General features: G+C 61.5%; 15 protein-coding genes and 1 tRNA gene. 7 read left to right on the top strand and 9 right to left on the bottom strand.

Features of this window, described 5'->3' with window-relative positions:
• Window positions 1-77 precede the first annotated feature (77 nt).
• From ACO08A_RS07500 to ACO08A_RS07485, 4 genes are all read right to left on the bottom strand, one after another.
• Window positions 78-1,244, bottom strand: a complete 1,167-nt coding sequence (locus ACO08A_RS07500) for a matrixin family metalloprotease (RefSeq protein WP_422040531.1) — start codon at window positions 1,242-1,244, stop codon at window positions 78-80.
• Window positions 1,245-1,465: 221 nt separating this feature from the next.
• Window positions 1,466-2,488: a substrate-binding domain-containing protein gene (locus ACO08A_RS07495; RefSeq protein ID WP_422041725.1), complete on the bottom strand. Its 1,023-nt coding sequence runs from the start codon at window positions 2,486-2,488 to the stop codon at window positions 1,466-1,468.
• A gap of 55 nt (window positions 2,489-2,543) precedes the next feature.
• Window positions 2,544-3,560: an ABC transporter permease gene (locus ACO08A_RS07490; protein ID WP_319385436.1), complete on the bottom strand. Its 1,017-nt coding sequence runs from the start codon at window positions 3,558-3,560 to the stop codon at window positions 2,544-2,546.
• 10 nt (window positions 3,561-3,570) lie between these two features.
• Window positions 3,571-5,088, bottom strand: coding sequence for a sugar ABC transporter ATP-binding protein (locus ACO08A_RS07485; RefSeq protein ID WP_422040530.1), 1,518 nt, complete (start codon window positions 5,086-5,088; stop codon window positions 3,571-3,573).
• Between the two features lie 134 nt (window positions 5,089-5,222).
• On the opposite strand from ACO08A_RS07485, the gene mtnK reads away from it, so the two are divergent.
• Genes mtnK through ACO08A_RS07465 form a run of 4 tightly spaced genes read left to right on the top strand, consistent with a single transcriptional unit; the run spans window position 5,223 to window position 9,250 of the window.
• Window positions 5,223-6,485, top strand: coding sequence for an S-methyl-5-thioribose kinase (mtnK, locus tag ACO08A_RS07480; RefSeq protein ID WP_422040529.1), 1,263 nt, complete (start codon window positions 5,223-5,225; stop codon window positions 6,483-6,485).
• A complete protein-coding gene (gene mtnA, locus ACO08A_RS07475; RefSeq protein WP_422040528.1) occupies window positions 6,482-7,591 on the top strand; it encodes an S-methyl-5-thioribose-1-phosphate isomerase in 1,110 nt (369 codons plus the stop codon). Before mtnK ends, mtnA begins: the two co-directional genes overlap by 4 nt.
• Window positions 7,588-8,592: a sugar-binding transcriptional regulator gene (locus ACO08A_RS07470; RefSeq protein ID WP_422040527.1), complete on the top strand. Its 1,005-nt coding sequence runs from the start codon at window positions 7,588-7,590 to the stop codon at window positions 8,590-8,592. Before mtnA ends, ACO08A_RS07470 begins: the two co-directional genes overlap by 4 nt.
• Entirely contained in the window at window positions 8,585-9,250 is a 666-nt protein-coding gene (locus ACO08A_RS07465; protein ID WP_422040526.1) for a class II aldolase/adducin family protein, read from the top strand. The genes ACO08A_RS07470 and ACO08A_RS07465 overlap by 8 nt, the downstream gene beginning before the upstream one ends.
• 24 nt (window positions 9,251-9,274) lie before the next feature.
• On the opposite strand, the gene ACO08A_RS07460 is transcribed toward ACO08A_RS07465, so the two are convergent.
• The 5 genes from ACO08A_RS07460 to aroA form a co-directional block, all read right to left on the bottom strand.
• Window positions 9,275-10,129, bottom strand: coding sequence for a DMT family transporter (locus ACO08A_RS07460; protein WP_422040525.1), 855 nt, complete (start codon window positions 10,127-10,129; stop codon window positions 9,275-9,277).
• Between the two features lie 111 nt (window positions 10,130-10,240).
• A complete protein-coding gene (locus ACO08A_RS07455; RefSeq protein ID WP_422040524.1) occupies window positions 10,241-11,293 on the bottom strand; it encodes a DUF3616 domain-containing protein in 1,053 nt (350 codons plus the stop codon).
• A gap of 169 nt (window positions 11,294-11,462) precedes the next feature.
• Window positions 11,463-13,160 carry a 30S ribosomal protein S1 gene (gene rpsA, locus ACO08A_RS07450; protein WP_422040523.1) on the bottom strand — a complete coding sequence of 566 codons (1,698 nt, stop codon included), beginning with the start codon at window positions 13,158-13,160 and terminating at the stop codon, window positions 11,463-11,465.
• Window positions 13,161-13,425: 265 nt separating this feature from the next.
• Entirely contained in the window at window positions 13,426-14,061 is a 636-nt protein-coding gene (gene cmk / locus ACO08A_RS07445; RefSeq protein WP_422040522.1) for a (d)CMP kinase, read from the bottom strand.
• Window positions 14,058-15,413: a 3-phosphoshikimate 1-carboxyvinyltransferase gene (gene aroA / locus ACO08A_RS07440; protein ID WP_422040521.1), complete on the bottom strand. Its 1,356-nt coding sequence runs from the start codon at window positions 15,411-15,413 to the stop codon at window positions 14,058-14,060. The genes cmk and aroA overlap by 4 nt, the downstream gene beginning before the upstream one ends.
• Before the next feature lie 347 nt (window positions 15,414-15,760).
• Between aroA and ACO08A_RS07435 the strand changes: the two genes are divergently transcribed.
• The 3 genes from ACO08A_RS07435 (at window position 15,761) to ACO08A_RS07425 (ending at window position 18,019) form a co-directional block, all read left to right on the top strand.
• Entirely contained in the window at window positions 15,761-16,150 is a 390-nt protein-coding gene (locus ACO08A_RS07435; RefSeq protein WP_421981082.1) for a TIGR02300 family protein, read from the top strand.
• 152 nt (window positions 16,151-16,302) lie between these two features.
• Window positions 16,303-16,378: transfer RNA gene (locus ACO08A_RS07430), tRNA-Ala, on the top strand.
• A 324-nt stretch (window positions 16,379-16,702) separates the two neighbouring features.
• Window positions 16,703-18,019, top strand: coding sequence for a B12-binding domain-containing radical SAM protein (locus ACO08A_RS07425; RefSeq protein WP_422040520.1), 1,317 nt, complete (start codon window positions 16,703-16,705; stop codon window positions 18,017-18,019).
• The last annotated feature ends 8 nt before the right edge of the window (window positions 18,020-18,027 follow it).

The raw sequence follows: 18,027 nt of genomic DNA, 5'->3' as shown, positions 1-18,027 counted from the left end.
TAAAGCTCGCAAGATTTACGTAAAACCGGTGTCCTCGGCCTGTCGCGCCTGGCGACGCGGCAGGAGACGGGCTTCGCTCACCACATCATGACAGCGGTCTCGCCTTCGGCCCAGTTGTAATAGAGCCTGATCCGGAGCTTGTACTTGCGGTTCTTGACGAGGCGGACCGTGAAGCGCGCATTGCGGTTGAAGCCGCTGTCATCGTCGCCTTCGACGAAGACGGGTTCGCCGTCAATGTCTTCGAACAGCACCATGACCGTGTCGGATCGCCCGAATGTCGAGAAAGTGTATTCCCTGGAATGGCCGGGGATGACGACGAAGTCCTTTTGGTCGCCGGGTGCCAGCGCGAGCCGCTCGGACTGGAACGGCTTGAGCTGCGGCAGAACCGTCGAACCGCCCAGGGAAGGATAGAACCGCCGGGCAACGTCCTTGTCTTTTTCAGAGAGGCCGGGGGCCGGTCTGAGCCCGGCCCGGAACCGCGCCGGCTGATCGATCAGTCCGGCCGAAAACGAATAATGCATGATCGAATCCGGGTCCCAGTCCGAACCGTCGACGGATGAGGGATCCAGCGTGTTCAGAATATTGTGGTCGGTTCTGGCCCTGTCCCAGGGCGGGTTCTGCGTCCTGCGGAAATGCTCATAAACGGCCTCCCTGTTCCACACGAGACCGGTATTGGGGTTTTGGTGTTCGTGCTTGAACCCCAGTGCATGGCCGATTTCATGGATGGCGGTGTCGAGCCCGTTTGGGCCGGACTGGGTAATGTCCCAGCCGAAGTTCATGGTCCTCTCCGTCTGACCGACTCGCAGGGCCACCGTGCCGACATAGGACCAGGAACCGTTGTTGCGCAGAAAACCGATCCTGAGTTCCGCGTCTTCGATGTCGCTCACTTCCGTGAATGTGAGACCGATCCCGACATCCTTCCAGACCTGGAAGGCTTGCCTGACGACGTCCTGCTCGTCACGAGGGCCGCCGAACTGTCCGTCCTTGAAAAGGTAGTAGTGAATGCTGGTTCCGTTCACCCATTTGTCGCCGGTCGACAAGATTGCGTTTTCCCGTTCGGGCGAGATTCCGGCAGCGAACTCCCGCTTCGGAAGGACGGGGAGCGAACATGCCAGGGCAGTGCCTGCTCCATCACCTGCGTCCTGCTCCAGTCCGTAGGAGGTCATATCCAGGCGGTCTTCCAGTTCCTCGATGCGGTCTTCGAGGTCGGCAATCCGGGATTTGGATGTCTTGCGCGTTGCCATTCCGAGTCTCCTTGTTTCCAGGGACTACGAAACTGTTGACTTGCAGTTTTGTAGTAAAATAAATCAGTTCTTGAAATAAATTTAAGATAGCGCAAGAAATCAATTTCGTAAAACACGCACTACGCGTGGGTAGGTTGTATTCGAATCCCAAGAAAATTAGAGTTCAGAAAAAGCAAAACCCGGCCGTTCGGCCGGGTTTATTTCGTAGGACGGTTCAATGCTTAGCGCTTCGGCAGCGGGATCCACTCTGCGACGGAAACGTCGGCATGCTGGAACTGCGGCATTTTCTCGCCGAGATCCTCCATGTTGCGCACATCCTGCTCATTGAGGAAGGACTGGGTGATCAGCGTCGGCGGGACGATGACCTGTTTGCCGGGGTCCTCGCCTGCAAGCATCAGGGCAAGCGTACGGACGCTGACTTCGCCGACAACGGCCGGGTTCGTTGCAACCGTCGCGGCCCAGGCGGAATCCGGTTCGCGCATGGCGGAGATGTCCGCCGTCGAAACGTCTGCCGAATAGATCTTGATGTCCTGGTTCAGACCGGCCTCGTCGACGGCAATCTTCACCCCCTTGGCGAATTCGTCATAGGGCGCGAACACCACGTTGATGGTCGGGTTGGCCTGAAGAACGGAGCGTGCCTGGTTGGCCACCGAGTTGGCAATCGGGTTGTCCAGCGTACCGAACATCGCCGCTTCCTTGATACCCGGATTGGCTTCCTTCACTTCCTTCCAGGCCTTGTCCCGGCGGTCCAGCGGAGCGATCCCGGGAACGTAGACATATCCGGCTGTAAAGGAATTGCCGTTGTCCTTGATCGCCTGGTCGAGCGCCATTTTTCCGAGCAGGTAGTCCGATTGTTCGACCTGTGGGATTGCGTCGTTTTCAACGTTCACGTCAAAGGCAACGACCTTGATGCCCGCGTCGACAGCGCGCTGCGCCGCCGGCTTCATCGACTCGGTCAGTCCGTGCTGGATGACGATGCCGTCAACGCCGAGCGCGATTGCCTGGTCGACCATGTCGGCCTGCAGGGCCGCGTCCTGCCGGCTGTCGAAAACGCGAAGATCGACACCGAGCGCTTCCGCCTGGCTTTCGACACCGGCCAGATAGGACTGGAAGAAGTCGCCGGTCGACAGGTAGCGGACGAGCGCGATCTTGACCTCTTCCGGCTTGTCGAACGGCGCAGGCATGTCCGCGGCAAAGGCAGTGCCTCCGCTGAGGCTGATGCCGGCCGCGAGGGTCAGTTTCATGAATTCACGTCTGAGCATATTGTTTCCTCCCAATATGAACGGCGCCTTGCTGGCGTCACGCTGTTCTCCTGCCGCCACGCCGTGACGACAGGTAGAATGTAAAAACGAGGGCTGCGACCAGAACGGCTCCCTTGACGAAATCCTGCATGTAGTAGGGAGCGTTCATCATCGTCAGGCCCTGAAGCAGGATCCCGACAAACAGGGCGCCGGCCGCGGTGCCGAATGCATTCGGCCGCGCGGCGCCCAATACGGCGAACCCGATCAGCGCCGCGGCGACGCTGTCGAGCAGGAGATTGTTTCCCGAGGCGATGTCGCCGCGCCCGAGCCGCGCGGCAAGCAGGATGCCGCCGACCGAGGCGAGCATGCCGGAAATCATGTAGGCAACGACCTTGTAACGGTGCACGTTGGTTCCGACCAGTCCGGCAGCACGCTCGTTGGAGCCGATCGCGTACATCAGTCTCCCGTGCCGTGTATATCCGAGGAACAACCAGATCAGCACGGCGATCAGGAGGAACACGACAACGGGGACGGGTACAAGCCGGTCGAGAAAGAGGTCGAAGCGGTGGCGGCCGAGCCACAGGAACGCGGCCGAAAAGGTGCCTTCGGCAACCGACCCGTCGGCGAGGCTCATGCCGGTTGCGATGGAATTGCCCTGCGTCGGGATGCGCTGCAGGCCGATCAGGAGAAACATCATGCCGAGCGTCGCCAGGAGGTCCGGGACGCGCATCTTGACGATCAGCAACCCGTTGACGAGGCCGACCAGGGCGCCCATGAGCAGGCAAAGCGCGACGGCGACAAAGGCGGACTGTTCGAGGATGACCATCGTGTAGGCCGACAGCATCAGCGCCGAGGTCGCGACCGACCCGATGGAAAGATCGAAACCGCCGACGACGAGGGTACAGGTGACGCCGAGAGCGAGAATACCGGTAATGGCGACGGACTGCAGGATGAAGACGGCTGAGCGGGGGCTGGCGAAGCCGCTGGCATAAAGGGAAAAGAATACCGCGAGCCCGCCCAGAAGGATCAGGAAGCCGTATCGGATTGCAAAGTCGAGTGCGTCGTTGTTGTTCATCTGTCGAGTGTCATCCTGCAAGGGCCAGTCGTTCACCGGGGCCGGACACATCCGCAACCAGGCTGTTTAAATCAATGTCCCTGTTCACGTATTCTCCGGCGATCGCCGCCTCGTTCAGCACGATGATGCGGTCCGCAATTTCAAGGGCTTCGTCGATCTCCGCCACGAACACCAGCGTGGTGCGGCCCTTCGCCGTCTGACGGATGTAATGGCCGATGTCGCGGCGCGCGCCGATGTCGACACCCTGGAAGGGCTCGTCGAGCAGAAGGATCCGCGAGGCCTTGAGCAGCCAGCGGCCGATCATGACCTTCTGCTGATTGCCGCCGGACAGCGTGTTGATGTCATCGGAATTGGACTGGCAGACGACGCCGATCTTGTTGATCATCTCGTCCGAGGCGCTGCGCTGCATCCGGTCGTTCAGGAAGGAAAACCCGCTGAACGCGCCGAGAAAGGGCAGCGTCATGTTGTTGGCTATGTCGAAATCCGGCACAACCGCGTTCACGCTCCGGTCCTTGGGCGACATGAAGACGCCCTTTTGGACAGCGTCGCCGGCCCCCTTGGGACGATAGTCTTCACCGTCCAGAAGAAGCCGCCCCGCGTACGGTTCGGCAAGCCCGTAGATGATCTCCGCGAGCCGTGTCTTGCCGGACCCGAGCAGGCCGGTAAAGGCGACGACCTCGCCTTCCCGGGCCTCGAAGCCGATGTCCTTGCTGTCTTCGAACAGCTTCAGGCCCTCGACGCGCAGCACGGGTTCGCCGCCTGCGACCGGGTCGATGTCGACCTCCGTCATCTGGTGACCGAGCATGGCGTTGACCGCGCCGACATAGTCGAGCGGTTCGGTCTCGAAGAGGCCCGAGATCGCACCGTCGCGCATGGAAACGATCCGGTCGGCGACGCGCCGGATGTCCGACATGCGGTGGGAAATATAGAGGATCGCGACCCCTTCGTCGCGCAGCCTGTCAATCAGCGCGAACAACCGTTCGGCTTCCGACGACGACAGGGAAGAGGTGGGCTCATCCAGGATCAGCAGTTTGGGCGAACGTGCCATGGCGCGCGCAATCGCGATCATCTGCCGGTCGGCGACATCCAGATCGGCGACGCGCATGCGCACGTCCATGGTCAGGCCCATGCTTTCTGCCACGGCGCGAGCCTGCCGGCGCAGTTTTGCGTCATTGACGAAAAATCCGACGCCGGGCTCGGTGAGCCGGTCAAGGGTGAGGTTCGTGGCGACATCCAGGTCCGGGATCACGCCATCGTCGATGGACTGGTGCACCGTCACGACACCCTTGGCTATGGCGTCGGCCGCATCCAGAGGGGAATAGGCAGCGCCGGCCAGTTCTATCTCGCCGGCATCGGCGAAGTGATAGCCGCACAGCACCTTCACAAGCGTTGACTTGCCGGCGCCGTTGGCGCCCATCAGGGCCGTGACTTCCCCGGATCGCAGCTCCAGATCAATGCCCTTGAGAACGTGGTTCTGTCCGAAGGACTTTTCCAGACCGCGGAGTTTCAGGGTGACGTTTCTCACCATTCCTCCCAATTTTTGACGAGCTCCTCTCCCGCTGCGCAAAGTTACAGCACGCAATATAGTCATTTGTCAACCAAGTTGACTTTTGAACAATCTTGATCATTATCAGGGCGAAATAGGGAGGAAGAAGCGCAGTCATGGATACGCCTGAGCAGTATCGGCCGTTGACGCCGGAGGACCTCGGAACGCGCCTTGCCTCGATCGGGGCGGTGGCAGAAAGGGTCGGAAGCGATCCGGCCGCCTGGGATGTGAAGGAAGTCGGCGACGGCAATCTGAACCTTGTCTTCATTGTCGAAGGACCGGCCGGCGCCGTTGTCGTCAAGCAGGCGTTGCCCTATGTCCGCCTCGTCGGGGACAGCTGGCCCTTGCCGCTTTATCGCGCCTTTTTCGAGAACCACGCACTGGTCAGGCAGGCAACAAGAGATCCGGGCTCGGTGCCGGAGGTTTTCCATTTCGATGAGACGCAGGCGCTGATCGTCATGGAGTTCCTGGCGCCGCACAAGATCTTGCGCCGGAAGCTGATCGATGGTGAAAGGGTCGAGGGGCTCGGCGACTTCCTCGGCCGGTTCTGCGCGCGTACCGCGTTCCGTGGCTCCGAACTCTCCATGAAAAGCGCCGACAAGAAAAACGATGTCGGCCTGTTCGCGGGCAATATCGAGATCCCTGCGATTACCGAGGCGCTGGTCTTCACCGATCCCTACTATGAAGCGGAGATGAACCACCACACGGACGATCTGGACCCGGTCGTCAGGAACCTGCGTTCCGACGCGCGCCTGAAGGCCAGGGTCCAGCGCCTCATGATGAAATTCGCCTCCAACACCGAAACGATGGTGCATGGCGATCTGCACAGCGGATCGATCATGTCCACGGAAGACGAAAGCCGCGTGATCGATCCCGAATTCGTCCAGTACGGACCCATGGGTTTCGATCTCGGCATGCTGCTCGCGAATTTCCTCATGGCCTATTTCAGCCAGCCGGCCCATCGGCAGGATGCTGATCTGGAGACCTATCAGGAATGGCTTCTTTCGGTGATCGCGGAGACGGTCGCCGCTTTCGAGGACGAGTTCATGCATCTCTGGGCGACGGAGCGCACGGGCATGCTTTATCCGCAGGCGCTGTTCGAGGGGCAGGGACATGCGTCAGATGCGGTTTGCGCGGAATTGCTCGAAGAAATCCGTGTCGACGCGCTCGGATTCTGCGGCATTGAAATGCACCGCCGCACGCTCTCGCTGGCACATAACGCCGATTTCGAGGAGATCGAAGACAAGGCGCTGAAGGCTGCGCTGGAAGCACGCAATCTCCGCATGGGTGCCGAGCTGATCCTGAATGCCGGGATGATCGGCACGATGGAAGACCTCTTGTCGCTGGCGCGCAACTACAACGGAAGGGACATCCTATGAAGGTCGACGGAACCCATTACCGGTCGCTCTGGTGGGACGAGGGCAAGGACGCGCTTCAGATCATCGACCAGCGCTGGCTGCCGCATGAGTTTCGAATCCAGCAGGTCGACACGCTGCAGGATTTTGCCGACGCGATCGTTGAAATGCGGGTTCGCGGCGCACCTCTGATCGGAGCAACGGCCGCCTACGGCATGGCGCTCGCGGCCAGACTTGACCCTTCCGACGCAAATCTCGACACGGCCTGGGCGTTCCTGGACAAGACGCGTCCGACCGCAATCAACCTGCGCTGGGCGCTCAACCGGTGCCGTGCGCATCTGAAGCCCCTGCCGGAGGCGGAGCGGGCGGCGGCCGCGCTGAAACTCGCGCATGAGATATCCGATGAGGATGTCGACATAAACCACCGCATCGGACAGAACGGGCTGGAGATCATTCGCAGGATCGCGGCCGGCAAGAAGGATGGCGAACCGGTCAACATCCTCACCCATTGCAATGCCGGGTGGATTGCCACGGTAGACTGGGGCACTGCCACCAGTCCGATGTATCAGGCCTTCAACGAGAACATCCCGATCCATATCTGGGTCGACGAGACCCGTCCGCGCAACCAGGGCGCCTTGACGTCCTGGGAGCTTGGCAGCCACGGCATTCCGCATACCTACATCACCGACAATGCCGGCGGCCACCTGATGCAGCACGGCATGGTCGATCTCGTCATCACCGGCACCGACCGCACGACCCGCCGGGGCGATGTCTGCAACAAGATCGGGACCTATCTGAAGGCACTCGCCGCCAGGGCGAACAATGTTCCCTTCTACGTCGCGCTGCCGTCGCCGACCATCGACTGGAGCGTCGATGACGGCGTTGCCGAAATCCCGATCGAGGAGCGCCTTGAACGCGAAGTGACCCATGTTCAGGGCTTGAGCGACGCAGGTCAGATCGCGCAGGTCCAGGTGACCCCGCACGGCACGCCCGGCGGCAACCCGGCCTTCGACGTGACCCCGAACCATCTGGTCACCGGCCTGATCACCGAGCGCGGCGTCTGCGAGGCGAGCGCGGAAGGGCTCGCGGGCCTGTTCCCGGATCTGGCGGCGGTTGCCAAGAGCGCATGAGACCCGCTTCGTCCAGGTCCCGGACAGCGGAGCCCAGAAGCGGCGCGCGCCCGCGCACCCAGGAGGACGCGATCGTCGAGGTCACCTGGTGCTATTACCAGGACGGGATGAACCAGAACGAGATCGCCGAACGGCTCGGGATCTCCCGTGCGACCGTGGTCAATTACCTGGCCGAAGCCAGAAAGCGGGACTATGTCCGCATCTCGCTCGACAGCGATGTCTTCCGGAACCAGGAGCTTGCCCGCCGGATCGTCGACCGTTTCGGCTTGCGCGATGCCGTGGTCATCCCGTCTTCTCCCGACGGACCCGAACGCTCCCTGGACAGGGTGACCCGCGTGGTTGCCGACTGGCTGCCCGGCTTGCTGGAACCGGGCGACCGGCTTGGTGTCGCCTGGGGGGAGACCGTCTACCGCGTCGCGGAAGCCGCGCCGAGGGTCGATCTCCAAGATCTCACTGTCGTTCAACTGGTGGGATCGCGCCCCGCCGCACTCGGCTTTGCCGCCGAAACCTGTTCGGCGACGCTGGCAAGGCGCTATGGCGCGCATTGTGTGAACCTTCATGTCCCGCTGGTCCTGTCCGACAGGGATCTGGTTGAACGTCTCAAACAGGAGCCGGTCATCGAGGCGCAGCTGCAGGCCGTTGCCAATTGCAACAAGACGATCTTTGCCTGCGGCACCTGCGGCGAGGACAGCCACGTGGTGCACACCGGTCTCCTGGAAAAGACGGATATCGACGCCTGCGCCGCCAAGGGGGCCATTGGGGTCATTTGCGGCCGGCTGATCGATCAGGACGGCCGGGGCCTCGACAGGGACATAGAAGACCGCATGATCGCGGTGACGCTGGAGCAGATGCGCAACAAGGACATGGGACTGCTGGTGGGCTCGGGCCCCGATCGGGCCGCCCCGATGCTGGCGGCCATTCGCGGCGGATATGCCACCCATGTCGCGACCTGTTCCGAAACTGCTGCCAACCTTCTCAAATTATCGGAAGACCATGCTTAAGCCACCTTACAAGGACACCGCCAAACTCCGTCTGGCGATCATCGACATCTGCCGCGAAATGAACCGTCGCGGGATCAACCAGGGAACGTCCGGGAACGTCTCGGCAAGGGCCGGCAAGAGGATGATCATCACGCCCTCCGGCGTCCCTTACGATCGGATGACACCCGACATGCTGGTCTCCGTTCCCCTGAAGGGAAAGGGCAAGCAGAAGGGTGATTATCCCCCCTCGACCGAGTGGCAGTTTCACCAGGCGCTGCTTCGGGAAAAGGAAGACATGCATGCCGTCGTCCATGCCCACCCTGTGCACTCTACGGCGCTCTCGATCAACCGCGTCGAAATTCCCGCCTGTCACTACATGGTCGCGATCTTCGGGGGAAACACCGTGCCGCTCGCGGATTATGCGCTGTTCGGCAGCCAGGATCTGGCGGATCACGTCACCGGGGCGATGGCAGAACGGTCCGGTTGCCTGATGGCCAATCACGGCGCTGTCGTTACCGGCGAAACGCTTGAAAAGGCGCTCTGGCGTATGGAGGAACTCGAGGTTCTGGCGCGCGCCTACATCGTCAGCCAGACGGTCGGCAAACCGCATATCCTGTCGAAGGGCGAAATCGACGAAGTCCTCGGCGCTGTCGCCAATTACGGCATCAAGTCGTCCTGATCTTCAGTGCCAGCCGCTGCATGTTCACGCTGAACGCCGGAGCGCCAGAGATCCCAGACCCGTGGCGGCAATCAGAAACAGGCCGGCAAAGGCTGTCGTATCGGGCCAGTCGCCGAATACGACAACGCCAAGCACGGTCGCGGAAATGAGCTGCGTATAGACCAGCGGGGCGACGAGACTGGCATCTGCCGTCCGGTTGGCGATCACCAGTAGATAATTGCCTGCTGCTGACGTCAGCGCACTCGCGATGATCAGGATCCAGACGCCGGCTTCATTGGCGGGAAGAGGCGAAGACAGGCCGAAGGGCGTCAGCAGCACCGTGCCGATCAGGAGCTGCGACATGAGCAGCCGGGTGGGCCGCATGGCCCCGGCAAGCAGCTTGGTCATGAACAGGTAGCAGCCGTAGAACGTTCCGGCGAGCAGGGCGAACAGCGTGCCCGCAGTCATGCCGAATCCGGGTTTGACCACCAGCAGAACGCCCAGAAACCCGATCGCCAGGAGGACTGTATGCGCGGCCGAAGGCCGTTCCTTCAGGAAGACGACGGCAAGGATATAGGAAATGATCGGTCCGATGAAAAAGGCACCGAACACGTTGGCGATCGGCTCGGTTTCCAGCGCCGTCAGGATGGAGCTGATCCCGCCCGCGATGAACACGGCCCTCAGGATCACCCGCCAATCCTTCATCGGGCCAAGCTCCCGCCACTGCATCCGGGCAAGCGGCCACAGGACAAGCGCCGCGATCAAAAAGCGCGTCCAGGCGACAATGAAGGGATCCACACCGCTCTGCGTGAGCAGCTTGCCGCAGGTATCGCCGGTCACCACCAGCGTGACGGCAAGAAAGACGGTGCCGGCGAGGCGGCACAGATCGAGGGCTGACATGTTGGAAATCCAGAAGCGGCAGACGTGAATGTCCCACGATCATTCAGGACTACTGCATCGGACGCAAGCCTTGTAAACCTGACTTCGGTTCGCTTGCGGCCGGGTGCGGTCTTACTTGCCGACCAGAAACGCCACCGGTGCTCCGTTCTTCTCGCCGTCGAACAGGACCAGCACCCTGTAGGCCGTATCGGTTTCCTCCAGAACCAGCAACGTTTCGGCGCTCGCATTCAGATCGACCCCGGGCAGCGCCCCGAGCGGCTTTGCAGCGTCGCCCGACACGCCGCTCCAGAACCAGAGCGACGGCGCCGGCGAGGGTGGTTTGCGCTTCTCGCCACAGGTGAAATCCTCGGAGCCGCGCCGGTCGTCGCTCCGGCCTGCCAGAATGAGAAGGCCGTTCTTCACGCGTGTCAGGTCGCGAATGCCGACATTGTCGCCAAGCGCGACCTTGTCTGTCGTGGAAGGAGGCGGTGTTGCCTGGAAAAGGGCTTCCGTGGGCACCCGCAGGAGGAGCGCATGACCGGCAAGGCAGGGACTTCTGAGGCCGAACAGCATGTCGCCGTTCATCTCGGCGATCCCCTCGATGGTGACACCGTTCCGGTCCAGCGTCTGATCGGCAAACGGCGCGAGATCCGGATTGGACTTGATCGTCTCGGTGAGCAGCATGGTGCGCTCGACTTCCGGTGAGACCTTCTTGTCGTTGAACTTGAAGGCCGGTTTGCCGGAACCTGTCTCGACCGGAAATCGGAAGAGCGTATACCGGGACGGCTGGAAGTCACCGCTCCTGGACAGCCCGTGCGAACCGGTGACATAAAAATGGGAGGGCGCATCTTCTTTCCCGGATGGCACGAACACCACGCCTTCGGCATCGATCTCGTCCATCTTCCTGCCATCGACTTTTTTCGGCAGCAGCCGGATCACGCCTTTCTTGTCCGGATCAAGCCTGTTTTTCCTGATCTTGAAAAACTGCGCGTAATTCTTCTCGTCATTCGCCGCCAGGCACCATCCGCCGTCCGGAGCGCAATCCGCCCCGCTGATCGACTCGCGCGCGGCCGCACTCTTCTCGAAATCGGTTTTGACCTTCCATTTGGTCTTCAGCCGGTCAATCTCCGCCAGGGCGGATGTGCCCATCATGGGCGCGAGGAGAAGGACGAGAAACAAGCGCATCGGTGACCCCCGTGCAGAACCATCTTCGGTCCGGCTATCAGGGCACATTCGCGTGTCCGTGTCCACGAAAGGAGGTGGCTTACTGTCCTCTTGTGCCGGACAACAAAAAAGCCCGGCATCGCTGCCGGGCTTTTCATTTCCGCTCCCGAAGCTTCGGGACGCGAAAACCTTAGTCGTCGGACTGCTGCTTGAGGGCAGCACCCAGGATGTCGCCGAGCGACGCACCGCTGTCGGAAGAGCCGTACTGTGCGACAGCTTCCTTTTCTTCGGCGATCTCGAGCGCCTTGATCGACACGGTGACCCGGCGGGTCTTCTTGTCGAACTGGGTGATGCGCGCGTCGAACTTGTCGCCAACGGAGTATTTCTCCGGGCGCTGCTCTTCGCGGTCACGGGAAAGGTCCGCGCGACGGATGAACGCTGTCAGGTCGCTGTCTGCGATCTTGACGTCCAGGCCGCTGTCCTTGATCTCGGTGACTTCACAGGTGACGACGGAGTTCTTGCGCAGTTCGCCGGCTGCGCCCGATTCCATCGGATCGCCGGTGAGCTGCTTGATGCCGAGAGAGATGCGCTCTTTCTCGACGTCCACGTCGAGGACGATGGCCTTGACCATGTCGCCCTTCTTGTACTCCTCGATGACCTGCTCGCCCGGACGGTTCCAGTCGAGGTCGGACAGGTGCACCATGCCGTCCACGTCGCCGTCGAGGCCGATGAACAGGCCGAACTCGGTCTTGTTCTTGACTTCGCCTTCGACGTTGGCACCGATCGGGAACTGTTCCGCGAACGCATCCCACGGGTTCTGCAGGGTCTGCTTCAGGCCGAGAGAAATGCGGCGCTTGACCGGGTCGACTTCCAGGATCATCACTTCGACTTCCTGGGAAGTGGAAACGATCTTGCCCGGATGGACGTTCTTCTTGGTCCAGGACATTTCCGAAACGTGGATCAGGCCTTCGATGCCCGGCTCCAGCTCGACGAATGCACCGTAGTCGGTGATGTTGGTCACGCGGCCGTTGAACTTGGCTTCCAGCGGGTACTTGGCTTCGATACCGTCCCACGGATCGGTTTCAAGCTGCTTCATGCCAAGGCTGATGCGGTGCGTTTCCTGGTTGACACGGATGATCTGCACCTTGACCGTCTGGCCGATGGTGAGAACTTCCGACGGGTGGTTGATGCGGCGCCACGCGATGTCGGTGACGTGCAGCAGGCCATCGATACCGCCGAGGTCGACGAACGCACCGTAGTCGGTGATGTTCTTGACGACGCCTTCCACGGTATGTCCTTCTTCCAGGCTCTGAACCAGTTCCGAACGCTGTTCGGCACGGGTCTCTTCCAGAACGACACGGCGGGACACGACGATGTTGCCGCGGCGCTTGTCCATTTTCAGGATCTGGAACGGCTGAGGCGTGTGCATCAGCGGGGTCACGTCGCGAACCGGACGGATATCGACCTGCGAACGCGGCAGGAAGGCAACGGCGCCGTCCAGATCGACGGTGAAGCCGCCCTTGACCTGGTTGAAGATCTGGCCGTTGACTTTCTCGTTTGCTTCGAACGCGACTTCCAGGCGAACCCAGCTTTCTTCGCGGCGTGCTTTTTCGCGCGACAGAACAGCTTCGCCGAGAGCGTTTTCAACACGCTCGAGGTAAACTTCAACTTCGTCGCCGACACCCATTTCGCCGTCGCGGCCCTTGGCGCCGAATTCCTTCAGCGGCACGCGGCCTTCGACCTTCAGGCCGACGTCGATGACGGCAAGGTCTTTTTCGATTGCAACGACGGTGCCTTTGACGACGGCACCTTCATAGAGGTCGTTCTGGACGAAGGACTCTTCGAGAAGAGCTGCAAAATCCTCGGTAGAGGGATTGAAATCGGTCATTTATACTCCTGAGCGCCTGTTGGCGCACCGCCGGCGGGTTGGTGTTGCACTCCGGATTGCCTGTCTCCCGGGATCGCGATCTTCGCTGATCCTTCCGCTTCGAAAAGCGGGCCGGCGGAGGCGGCAGACGGAAAATCCGGTCTCGCCACAGGACACGACCTGAGACGCGTCCTGCCGAAATTCAATTGTCGTTCATAAGAACCTGCGGCCTTCAAGGCCGGATGTGTTCCGGATGCGCGGAGAGGGGCGCACCTGAAGTGAACCCCTAGGTCCTTGGACCATCCTTGGCGCTCGAAATGATATCCACAGCCGCCTGGAACGCGGTTTCTATATCCATTTCTGTCGTATCAAGCAAGACCGCATCTTCAGCTTGTTTCATCGGGGCGACGGTTCTCTGGCTGTCGCGCTCGTCCCGGCGCTTGAGATCTTCGAGAACGGACGCGTAGTTTGCGTCCTTTCCCTTGGAGATCATTTCATCTGTACGCCGCCGGGCGCGCGCTTCGGGAGACGCGGTGACGAACAGCTTGACCGTGGCATCCGGGCAGACCACCGTGCCGATGTCGCGCCCGTCCAGGACGGCACCGGGAGGTGTTTCGGCGAACCGGCGCTGCAGTTCGACAAGCTCCTTGCGGAGCCCGCCCAGAACCGCGATGCGCGAGGCCGCCTCGCCGATTTCATGCGCGGACAGAACGGTCTTGTCCATCTGCGCCAGGTCGAGGTTCTGCGCGATCTCGATGGCAACGCCTTCGTCTCCGAGCGGCAGCCCCTTGGCAAGAAGCGCGGCCGACACCGCCCGGTAGGTCAGGCCGGTATCGAGATGCCTCAGGCCGAAGTGATCGGCGAGCCTGCGCGCAAGCGTTCCCTTTCCGGAGGCCGCAGGACCGTCAATCGCGATAATCATGCCGCCTCGCTGGCTTTCTCGGAGAACTTGGCCCCGAGGGTTTCGAAGAGGGACGTGAAAGTCGGGAAGCTGGTCGCGATCACCGCGCCGTCGTCGACGGTGACCGCCTTGTCCGACGCCATGCCCAGCACGAGAAAGGCCATGGCGATGCGATGATCGAGATGGGTGGTGACGGTGCCGCCACCGATCGTGTTGGCGCTACCGGTCACCATCAGCGTGTCTTCCGTCTCCACGCAGGCAATGCCGTTGGCTTCAAGGCCGCGCGCAACGGCGGCAAGCCGGTCGGACTCTTTCACACGGAGTTCTTCGAGCCCCGGCATGAAGGTATCGCCGGAGGCAAAGGCGGCGGCGATTGCCAGCACCGGATACTCGTCGATCATGGACGGTGCGCGCTCCGCCGGTACGGTGATGCCTTTCAACTGGCTTGCCTTCACCCGCAGATCGCCGACTTCTTCACCACCCGTCTCCCGCCGGTTGACGATCTCGATGTCGCCGCCCATTTCGATCAGCGTCGTGATCAGGCCGGTCCGGTGCTCGTTCAAAAGCACATTCTCGATGGTGATGTCGGACCCCGGGACGATCAGCGCGGCAACGAGCGGAAAACCCGCCGAGGACGGATCGCCCGGCACGTCGATGTCCTGCGGTTTCAGTTCGGGCTGTCCCGTCAGCTTGATGACCCGCTCGCCGTTTTCGTTGAGCGTGACGGAAATCTCTGCGCCAAAGCCCTTGAGCATTTTCTCGGTGTGATCGCGCGTCGGGATCGGTTCGATCACGGTTGTTTCGCCGGGGGCGTTGAGACCAGCCAGAAGCACGGCCGATTTGACCTGCGCGGACGGCATCGGCACCCGGTAGGTGATCGGCAGGGCGGTTTCCGCGCCCCGGATGGACGCGGGCAGGCGGTCGCCGTCGCGGGCAATCACGTTGGTCCCCATTTCACGCAGGGGATCGAGCACGCGGCCCATCGGGCGTTTGGAAAGCGACGCATCGCCGACAAAGGTCGCCGCGATATTGTGACTGCCGAAGATGCCCATGGTCAGGCGGACGCCGGTGCCGGCATTGCCGAAATCGATCACGCCTTCCGGCTCCAGCAGGCTGCCGAGACCGATCCCGTCGACCGTGTAGGAGCCGTCATCCTGTTTCGTGATGGTCGCGCCGACCGCGCGCATCGCGTCGGCTGTCGCCAGAACGTCCTCGGACTCCAGCAGGCCTTTCACGGTGGTGCGCCCGACGGCGAGTGCACCGAACATCATGGACCTGTGAGAAATGGACTTGTCGCCGGGCACGCGGATCGTGCCGGTCAGCGGGCTGCCCTTGCTCGCGGTGAGAGGCGTGGGCGCGGTATCATGTGACATTTTCAATGTCCGGAACTTGAGAGTTTTCGAAAAGGTGTCACGTCCTATCATGCGGATGCGGCCCCGTCATCACCCGGTTTTTCCGCACGGCTCCGTAAGGCACCGGCTTGCCACTCAAGCCGGGCGTTTGCGTCCGCCCGGTCTTAGGAAATCGTAAAGCGTCCGGGGTCCATATAATGCGATTTGTTGGCGAGAACTTTCCGGCGCGCTTGAAATTTGGTTCGCAACATGCAGAAGAATGGGGCGAACGGTTTTTTTGTCCGATTTGTCTTTGACAGCAGCTGAGCTTGACGCTATGGGGCGGCCCACCGACAAGTCAGCCAGATAACAAACGAAGGGTGAGCACAGTGGCAAAACCTGAACTTGGTACAAAACGGCTTTGCCCGAGCTGCGGCGCCAAATACTACGATCTGAATCGGGATCCGATAACGTGCCCGAAATGCGGCACGATCTTCGAGACCGTGATGACGGCACGCGCGGCCAAGGCGGCCAAGGTCGAAGAAAAGCCGGAAGAGGAAGAAGAAGAAGAGGACGCGGCAGCTCCGGAAGTCGTGAGCCTCGAGGAAGCTGACGCGGAAGCGGAAGGCTCCGATGATGTGCCGGATATCGATGGCGACGACGATGTCGAGATCGACAACGACGAATCCGACGACGACGTTTTCCTGGAAGACGAAGACGAAGACGAGGATTCCGTTCCCGGTATCCGCGTCGAGATCGAAGACGATACCGACCAGTAATCCTCTTGCCGGGCCGCCCATCCAGGCGGCCTTTCCACGGTTGTTCACGGCAGGAAAAATCTTCGAAATTTCTGCTTGATCTTGGGGGGCGGTGTGACTATGTTCCGCCTCCATCGACGCCGGGGACCTAGACCGGCACCAAGATGCGATACGGGGCCATAGCTCAGCTGGGAGAGCGCTTCGCTGGCAGCGAAGAGGTCAGGGGTTCGAGCCCCCTTGGCTCCACCATCTTTCTTCTCACCGACAATGTGATCTGTTCCGGCGCGAGCCTTTCGCGCGGCCCTCACGCAGGGAAAATCGCCTCGGACGACCGAATGAGGCGGATGCCGGCATTTTTCCAGTCCGGCGACACGTCCGGAAAAGCAGGCAGGGCTTGCCGTGACTGCGATTTGCAATCCACGGTAAGCGTTCTGCGCTCATTGGTTTTTCCGTGCGGAGTCTGAGGCGGCAATTCACTTGACTTAGCGTAAGGCTGTAGCGCCAAATGGGCTTCATTTATGGGTCCGCACCCTGGGTTCCAGACATCCGTGTCTGCTTCTGGAGGTCTTTGGCATGGTTCGAGCATTGTTGGTTCTGCCTCCGCTGCCGCAACCGATGAACGCGCCCTATCTCGGCCAGCAGTATGTCGCTGCGGCGCTGCTTTCAGCCGGGCATGCGGTGCGCTGCCTGGACCTTGCCAATGCCCGGGCACCGGTGGCCCGGACGCGGCTTGCTGAGGAAGTCCGGCGTTTTCGTCCCGATCTCATCGGCATGACGCTCTTCACCTACAACGCCCTGGCCGGATACCGGCTCGCCGAAATGCTGCCGGATGGCGATACCATTCTGATCGCGGGGGGACCGCACCCGACCGTGTTGCCGGAGGAGCCCTTGTCACACGGCTTCGATCTGTCTCTCAGCGGTGAGGGCGAGCATGCAATCCTGGCTGTGGCCGAGGCGCTTGAAACCGGTGGCAGCTTCGACGCCATTCCGGGCCTTCACGCACGGACCGGGCACGGTCCGCCCCACGGTACGATCGAGGATCTCGACGCATTGCCCTTTCCCCACGTTGCCGCCAAGGCCACAGGCGAGGACGCCGTCGCAGGCGGTGTCGTTACCAGCCGGGGATGCCCTGCGCGCTGCACCTTCTGCGCTAACTATGTCACGGGCCGGGCTTATCGCTGGCGCAGCCCGGAAAACGTTGTCGCCGAATTGCTGACGCTGCGCCGCAAGTTCGGTCTCACGCACGTGCCCTTCTGGGACGATGCCTTCACCGCCCGCCGCCCGCGGCTCGAGGCCCTGTGTGACGCCATCCTGGCGGAGCCGGACCTGGCGGGCATGACCTGGACCTGCATCACGCCGGGAAACATGGTGCTTCCAAAGGATCTGGAGCGCATGCGCCGCGCGGGATGCGTGGCGATCAATTTCGGCATTGAAAGCGGCGACAGGGGTATTTTGCGCGCCATCAGGAAGGGGCAGACGCCCGAACGCGTCATCGCGGCGGTTCAGGCCGCCAAGGCGGCGGGAATGACCACGATCGTGAACTTCATGTTCGGCTTTCCGGACGAGGGACCGGAGGAACTCGCCAATACCCGCGCCCTGATGGCGCAGCTGGCGCCCATGACCGATTTCTTCAACAATTTCGGTGTGCTTGTGCCGTTTCCCGGTACGGCGATCTACGACCGGTACCACCTCGAGTACGGATTTACGGACTGGTGGCTTGATCCTTCCCGGATCCCGGCCGCGCCGGGAACCGATCTTGGATGTGATCCTGCGCTCGAAAGGAACTTCTTCAATTATGCGCCGCAGCTGAAGGCCGAGATCGCCGATCTGGTTCGCTGGAAGGCCCGGCACAATGCCACCTGGGAGAGCCGGAACGTCAAAAGCGGTTAGAGATTTTT

The sequence above is a fragment of the Roseibium sp. genome (genome assembly GCF_965232425.1).
Taxonomy (GTDB): Bacteria; Pseudomonadota; Alphaproteobacteria; order Rhizobiales; family Stappiaceae; genus Roseibium.
Note: the sequence above shows the minus strand (reverse complement) of the source record. Positions and strands in the feature narration are given on the sequence as shown.

Bases quoted from the DNA above. Each gene is read 5' to 3' on its own strand.
- ACO08A_RS07425 (WP_422040520.1), top strand. From the start codon at position 16,703: ATGGTTCGAGCATTGTTGGTTCTGCCTCCGCTGCCGCAACCGATGAAC.
- mtnA (WP_422040528.1), top strand. From the start codon at position 6,482: ATGAAGGTCGACGGAACCCATTACCGGTCGCTCTGGTGGGACGAGGGC.
- ACO08A_RS07455 (WP_422040524.1), bottom strand. From the start codon at position 11,293: ATGCGCTTGTTTCTCGTCCTTCTCCTCGCGCCCATGATGGGCACATCC.
- ACO08A_RS07470 (WP_422040527.1), top strand. From the start codon at position 7,588: ATGAGACCCGCTTCGTCCAGGTCCCGGACAGCGGAGCCCAGAAGCGGC.
- ACO08A_RS07485 (WP_422040530.1), bottom strand. From the start codon at position 5,088: ATGGTGAGAAACGTCACCCTGAAACTCCGCGGTCTGGAAAAGTCCTTC.
- rpsA (WP_422040523.1), bottom strand. From the start codon at position 13,160: ATGACCGATTTCAATCCCTCTACCGAGGATTTTGCAGCTCTTCTCGAA.
- cmk (WP_422040522.1), bottom strand. From the start codon at position 14,061: ATGATTATCGCGATTGACGGTCCTGCGGCCTCCGGAAAGGGAACGCTT.
- ACO08A_RS07460 (WP_422040525.1), bottom strand. From the start codon at position 10,129: ATGTCAGCCCTCGATCTGTGCCGCCTCGCCGGCACCGTCTTTCTTGCC.
- aroA (WP_422040521.1), bottom strand. From the start codon at position 15,413: ATGTCACATGATACCGCGCCCACGCCTCTCACCGCGAGCAAGGGCAGC.
- ACO08A_RS07500 (WP_422040531.1), bottom strand. From the start codon at position 1,244: ATGGCAACGCGCAAGACATCCAAATCCCGGATTGCCGACCTCGAAGAC.
- ACO08A_RS07490 (WP_319385436.1), bottom strand. From the start codon at position 3,560: ATGAACAACAACGACGCACTCGACTTTGCAATCCGATACGGCTTCCTG.
- ACO08A_RS07465 (WP_422040526.1), top strand. From the start codon at position 8,585: ATGCTTAAGCCACCTTACAAGGACACCGCCAAACTCCGTCTGGCGATC.
- mtnK (WP_422040529.1), top strand. From the start codon at position 5,223: ATGGATACGCCTGAGCAGTATCGGCCGTTGACGCCGGAGGACCTCGGA.
- ACO08A_RS07495 (WP_422041725.1), bottom strand. From the start codon at position 2,488: ATGAAACTGACCCTCGCGGCCGGCATCAGCCTCAGCGGAGGCACTGCC.